The 6,107-nt window shown below is 62.4% G+C and carries 6 protein-coding genes; 4 read left to right on the plus strand and 2 right to left on the minus strand.

The genetic code is table 11. The features are described from left to right. Positions 1-48: 48 nt before the first annotated feature. Both WBR57_RS14495 and WBR57_RS14500 read right to left on the minus strand, forming a co-directional pair. Complete coding sequence (locus WBR57_RS14495; protein ID WP_424084403.1) at positions 49-654, minus strand: tRNA-uridine aminocarboxypropyltransferase; 606 nt, start codon at positions 652-654, stop codon at positions 49-51. A gap of 3 nt (positions 655-657) precedes the next feature. After that, positions 658-1,554 carry a LysR family transcriptional regulator gene (locus tag WBR57_RS14500; RefSeq protein ID WP_122541875.1) on the minus strand — a complete coding sequence of 299 codons (897 nt, stop codon included), beginning with the start codon at positions 1,552-1,554 and terminating at the stop codon, positions 658-660. 149 nt (positions 1,555-1,703) lie between these two features. Between WBR57_RS14500 and speB the strand changes: the two genes are divergently transcribed. Genes speB through WBR57_RS14520 form a run of 4 tightly spaced genes read left to right on the plus strand, consistent with a single transcriptional unit; the run spans position 1,704 to position 6,018 of the window. Further along, entirely contained in the window at positions 1,704-2,654 is a 951-nt protein-coding gene (gene speB, locus WBR57_RS14505) for an agmatinase (protein WP_003210733.1), read from the plus strand. Beyond that, positions 2,654-3,076 (plus strand): YybH family protein, encoded by a 423-nt coding sequence (locus tag WBR57_RS14510; protein WP_424084404.1) that lies wholly within the window; start codon positions 2,654-2,656, stop codon positions 3,074-3,076. The genes speB and WBR57_RS14510 overlap by 1 nt, the downstream gene beginning before the upstream one ends. A 21-nt stretch (positions 3,077-3,097) precedes the next feature. Next, the gene (locus tag WBR57_RS14515; protein WP_424084405.1) at positions 3,098-4,612 is read left to right on the plus strand and encodes a purine-cytosine permease family protein; all 1,515 of its coding nucleotides are present in this window, start codon (positions 3,098-3,100) and stop codon (positions 4,610-4,612) included. A gap of 23 nt (positions 4,613-4,635) precedes the next feature. Beyond that, complete coding sequence (locus tag WBR57_RS14520; protein ID WP_424084406.1) at positions 4,636-6,018, plus strand: sodium:solute symporter; 1,383 nt, start codon at positions 4,636-4,638, stop codon at positions 6,016-6,018. Positions 6,019-6,107: the final 89 nt, after the last annotated feature.

Genomic DNA, 6,107 nt, shown 5'->3' on the forward strand with positions numbered 1-6,107 from the left:
CGGGCGCCATCGGGGGCAAGCCCCCGATGGCCGCGCCTCCTATCCCGCCTATCGCAAATGCACATCGCCATGGTTGCGCTGGAACACCTCTTGGCCCATGGCTGCAATCTGCCCCTCGATCAACGCCTCGAACGGTTTGAGCAACGGTTCGAACGAAGTCGGCGCTTCCAGCACCTGCAATGCCTGGACGATGGCTTCTACCGTCGACAATGCACCGGGCCCGGGCGCCTTGCGCAGTCGGTAGCGCGACACCGCGCCCTGCGCCAGCGTCACCCGTGGCAACGCCGCCAGCAATGGGTTGAGGTGCAGCAGTTTGCGCGCCTTGCGCCAGGTGCCGTCAGGCACCACCAGCAACAGCGGCTGATCGCCGGGCGCATAGGCCTGCAGCGGTTGGGCATCGTCGGCCGGGAACAGCAGCCGCGCCTGATAGCCGGGCGGGTTCAATAACGTCGGTAGATCATCAAAGACCTCGCCTACTATCAACTGCGCATTATTCAAGCCCAACGCCGCCAACCGCGCCGTATTGAGTGCGTGGTTGACCTCGCTCGGGTGCTGCAACAGCACTACGCGGGTACGGCTGTCGAGGCTGGGGATCAGCGCGCACAGGCAATGTGCAGCGGGGCGCAGGCAACGGGGGCATTGGGGTCTAGACATGATTTATCGGGCCTGGTTGAGCTGGGCTTTGAGCAGATCGCGGAAGGTCTGGATCAGCGGTTCGCGGCTGCGGCCCCGACGCATGATCATCGAGAACGGCGCCTGGTAGCCGAACGTCGCCGGCAGCAGTACGCGCAGGTCGCCCTTGTCGGCCCAGGCCTGGGCGTAATGTTCGGGCAAGTAGCCGATGTACGCGCCGGACAACACCAGGATGAGTTGCGCCTCCATACTTTCCACGGTCGCCGCGCTGTGCTTGAAGCCGTGGCGCGCCAACTCCGCCTGGCTCCAGTAACCGCGACCGACCATGCGTTGCTGGGTGATCACCTGCTCAGGGATGCGCCGCTCGCTGAACAGCGGATGCCGGGTGCTGCAATACAGCCAGTGCTGCTCGCGGTACAACGGCATATAGATCAACCCGCTCATACGGTTGGAGAAGGCGCCGATGGCCAGGTCCAGGCGATTGTCCTGCACGCCGAGTTGCAGCTCGTAAGGGCTCATCACCGACAAATGCAGATGCACCGCCGGGTGCTCCAGGCTGTAGGCGCCGATCACTTCGGCAAACGGCAAGGCCTTGTCACTGACCGTGGAGTCGAGCACGCCCAGCTTGAGCGTACCGCGCAGCTCGCCCTTGAGCGCGGCGGCATATTGCTCGAAGCCTTCCAGTTCGCCCAACAGGCGCAGGGTTTCCTGATGGAACAGCTCGCCCTTGCTGGTCAGGCTGAAGCCGCCCCGCCCGCGATGGCACAGCACCAGACCCAAGGCTGATTCAAGTTGGCTCATATAGGTGCTGATGGCCGACGTCGACAGGTTGAGTTCGTGCTGGGCATTGGCGAACCCCTGATGCCGCACGACGCTGACGAAGATGCGCAGGAGTTTCAGGTCGGGCAAGGCGTTGGCCATGGTCGGCTCCGGGTGTAGATCTTCGCAGTCTACCTGCCCGCCTTAGTTTAGAAAAATCTGAACTAAGTATTTGCCCCTGCCGATTCTTCCCGTCCTGCGCTTTTCGCAGAATCGGCTCCTAATAAACAAAACAACGATGAGGCAATCCCGTGGACAAGATTTTCCACCAACCACTGGGCGGCAACGAAATGCCGCGCTTCGCCGGCATCGCCACCATGATGCGTCTTCCCCACTTGCAGTCGGCCAAGGGCCTGGATGCCGCCTTTGTTGGCGTGCCCCTGGACATCGGCACCTCGCTGCGCGCCGGCACCCGCTTCGGGCCGCGCGAAATCCGCGCCGAATCGGTGATGATCCGCCCCTACAACATGGCCACCGGTGCCGCGCCCTTCGACTCGCTGTCGGTTGCCGACATCGGCGACGTGGCGATCAACACCTTCAACCTCCTCGACGCCGTGCGCATCATCGAAGAAGCCTACGATGAGATCCTCGAGCACAACGTGATCCCGATGACCCTGGGCGGCGACCACACCATCACCCTGCCGATCCTGCGGGCGATTCACAAGAAACACGGCAAGGTCGGGCTGGTGCACATCGATGCCCACGCTGACGTCAACGACCATATGTTCGGCGAGAAAATCGCCCACGGCACCACCTTCCGCCGCGCCGTTGAAGAAGGCCTGCTCGACTGCGACCGCGTGGTGCAGATCGGCCTGCGTGCCCAGGGCTACACCGCCGAAGACTTCAACTGGAGCCGCAAACAGGGGTTCCGCGTGGTCCAGGCCGAAGAATGCTGGCACCACTCCCTCGCGCCATTGATGGCCGAAGTGCGGGAAAAAGTCGGCGGCGGCCCGGTGTACCTGAGTTTTGATATCGACGGCATCGACCCGGCCTGGGCGCCCGGCACCGGCACCCCGGAAATCGGCGGGCTGACCACTATTCAGGCGATCGAGATCATCCGCGGCTGCCAGGGCCTCGACCTGATTGGTTGCGATCTGGTAGAAGTTTCGCCGCCTTACGACACCACCGGCAACACCTCGCTGCTGGGCGCCAACCTGCTGTACGAAATGCTCTGCGTACTGCCTGGCGTGGCGCACCGCTGATGAGCGCGCAAGCCGTGCTCAAGGCTGCGGCCGACCTGGTGTCGGCCTTTGCCCGCAATGACCGCAGCGCCTACTTCGGCGCGTTCACGGCGGACGCCAGTTTCATCTTCTACACCCTCCCCCAGCCGCTGCTCAGCCGCGACGCCTACCAGGCGTTGTGGGACAGCTGGCGCCGGGACGAGGGGTTCGAGGTGCTGTCCTGCACCTCGAGCAACGCCTTTGTCAGCCTGCAGGGTGACGTGGCGATTTTTATGCATGACGTGGCCACCGAGCTGCGCATGAACGGGGAGCAATTCAATAGCCAGGAACGCGAGACCATTGTCTTTAAACGGCAAGGGCTTGGCGCAGAACAACAAGAAGGCCTGTGGCTGGCCTGTCATGAACATTTGTCCGCTATGCCGGAAGGGCTGCCGCCCCATTAGCCAATGTGATCGGAGCTGATCATGAATAATAAAAACAACGATAAAAGTATTCGCAAGATAGAAACCAACGGGGTCGAGCAGATCCCGGACCACGAACGTACCGCCGGGCCCAAGGATCTGTTCCGCCTGATCTTCGGCGGTGCCAATACCTTTGCCACCGCTGTGCTGGGCTCGTTTCCGGTGCTGTTCGGCTTGTCGTTCCAGGCCGGCGTCTGGGCGATTGTGCTGGGCGTGCTGGTGGGCGCTGTGATTCTGGCGCCGATGGGCCTGTTCGGACCGATCAATGGCACCAACAACGCCGTGTCTTCCGGTGCGCACTTTGGCGTGCACGGGCGGATTGTCGGCTCGTTTCTGTCGCTGCTGACGGCGATTGCTTTCTTTTCGCTCTCGGTGTGGAGTTCGGGCGATGCCTTAGTAGGTGGTGCGAAACGTCTGATCGGCTTGCCGGAAACCGACCTGACCCTGGGCCTGGCCTATGGCCTGTTCGCCCTGCTGGTGCTGACGGTGTGCATCTATGGCTTTCGCTTCATGCTGTGGGTCAACCGCATTGCGGTGTGGGCGGCGAGCCTGCTGTTCCTGCTGGGGATCTTCGCTTTCGCGCCGGCTTTCGACAGCCACTTCGCCGGCAGCGTGGCGATGGGTCAGACCGGCTTCTGGGCAGCCTTTATCGGCGCCGCGCTGGTGGCCATGAGCAACCCAATCTCCTTCGGTGCGTTCCTCGGTGACTGGTCGCGCTACATCCCGCGTGAAACCCCGAAACTGCGCATCATGCTCGCCGTGGTCCTGGCCCAGATCGCTACGTTGATCCCGTTCCTATTCGGCCTGGCCACCGCAACGATCGTAGCGATCAAGGCACCGGACTACATCGCGGCCAACAACTACGTCGGCGGTTTGCTGGCGGTGGCGCCAACCTGGTTCTTCCTGCCGGTGTGCCTGATTGCGGTGATCGGCGGCATGTCGACCGGCACCACCTCGCTGTATGGCACGGGGCTGGATATGTCCAGCGTGTTCCCGCGCCTGCTGTCGCGGGTCAAGGCCACGCTGCTGATCGGGGTGATATCGATTGCCTTCATCTTTATCGGACGTTTCGCCGCCAACCTGGTGCAGAGCGTGTCGACCTTTGCTGTGTTGATCATCACCTGCACCACGCCGTGGATGGTGATGATGATCATCGGCCTGATCGTGCGTCGCGGCTTCTACTGCCCGGATGATCTGCAGGTGTTCACGCGCGGTGAAACCGGCGGCCGCTACTGGTTCAGCCACGGCTGGAACTGGCGCGGGCTCGGGGCCTGGATCCCGAGTGCGCTGGTGGGCCTGTGCTTCGTCAACCTGCCGGGGCAGTTTGTCGGGCCGCTGGGAAACCTGGCTGACGGCATCGATATCAGCTTGCCGGTGACGCTGGGGCTGGCCTCCGTGGTGTACCTGACCTTGCTGCGCATGTTCCCGGAACCGGCCGCGGTGTATGGCCCCAGGGGCTCGCTTCACAGCCCGGCGGGAGTCAGCGTCGTCGCCACAGAAAACTCCTCAATAGCCTAAAAAAATAATCGGAGACCGCCGTCATGGCTTTGGATTTATTCGTCGTACTCATCTACGCCGCCGGCATGCTCGTGCTCGGCTATTACGGCATGCGCCGCGCCAAGACCCACGAAGACTACCTGGTGGCCGGTCGCAACCTGGGCCCGTCGCTGTACATGGGCACCATGGCCGCCACGGTATTGGGTGGCGCGTCCACCGTCGGCACCGTTCGCCTGGGCTATGTGCATGGCATCTCCGGCTTCTGGCTATGCGCCGCGCTCGGCATGGGGATCATCGCGCTGAACCTGTTCCTCGCCAAGCCGCTGCTGAAGCTGAAGATCTTTACGGTGACCCAGGTCCTGGAAAAACGCTACAACCCCATGGCCCGCCAGGCCAGTGCGGTGATCATGCTGGCCTACGCGCTGATGATCGGCGTGACCTCGATCCTCGCCATCGGCACCGTGCTGCAAGTGCTGTTCGGCCTGCCATTCTGGATTTCGGTGTTGCTGGGTGGCGGTGTGGTGGTGGTCTACTCGACCATCGGCGGCATGTGGTCGCTGACCCTGACCGACATCGTGCAGTTCGTGATCAAGACCGTCGGCCTGATGTTTATCCTGTTGCCGATCTGCCTGTACCGGGTCGGCGGCTGGGACGAACTGGTGGCCAAGCTGCCGGCGTCGAGCTTCAGCTTCACCGCGATCGGCTGGGACACGATCATCACCTACTTCATGATCTACTTCTTCGGCATCCTGATCGGCCAGGACATCTGGCAACGGGTGTTCACCGCCCGTGACGAAAAGGTCGCCAAGTACGCAGGCACTTTCGCCGGTTTCTACTGCATCCTCTACGGCCTGGCCTGTGCACTGATCGGGATGGCGGCGCATGTGCTGCTGCCGGACCTGGATAACGTCAACAACGCCTTCGCCGCCATCGTCAAAGCTTCGCTGCCAGACGGCATTCGCGGCCTAGTGATTGCCGCAGCCCTGGCCGCGATGATGTCCACCGCCAGCGCCGGCCTGCTGGCTGCCTCCACCGTATTGACCGAAGACCTGCTGCCGCGCCTGCGCGGAGGCAAGCAGTCGAGCCTGAGCATCAACCGCCTGTTCACGCTGCTGACCGGTATCGCCGTGCTGGGCATCGCGCTGGTGGTGAACGATGTGATCAGCGCCCTGACCCTGGCCTACAACCTGTTGGTGGGCGGCATGTTGATCCCGCTGATGGGCGCGATCTTCTGGAAACGTGCGACCACATCGGGCGCGATTGCATCCATGACCCTGGGCTTTGTGACTGCGCTGGTGTTTATGTTCAAGGATGGGTTGGACGCGAACACGCCGATCTACTACAGCCTGGCGGTCGGGCTGGTGAGTTTCGTCGTGGTGAGTTTGTTGTCGCGCAAGCCGCAGGCGGTGGCAGCCCAGGCAGTTTGAGGCAAAACAAGATTCAGAACGTTTTCTTCAGCGGGTGCGACGTCGGATGTCGCACCCGTTTTTTTACGCTGCACAAAAGCAAATATGGG

The sequence above is a fragment of the Pseudomonas sp. genome (assembly GCF_049590575.1).
GTDB lineage: Bacteria > Pseudomonadota > Gammaproteobacteria > Pseudomonadales > Pseudomonadaceae > Aquipseudomonas.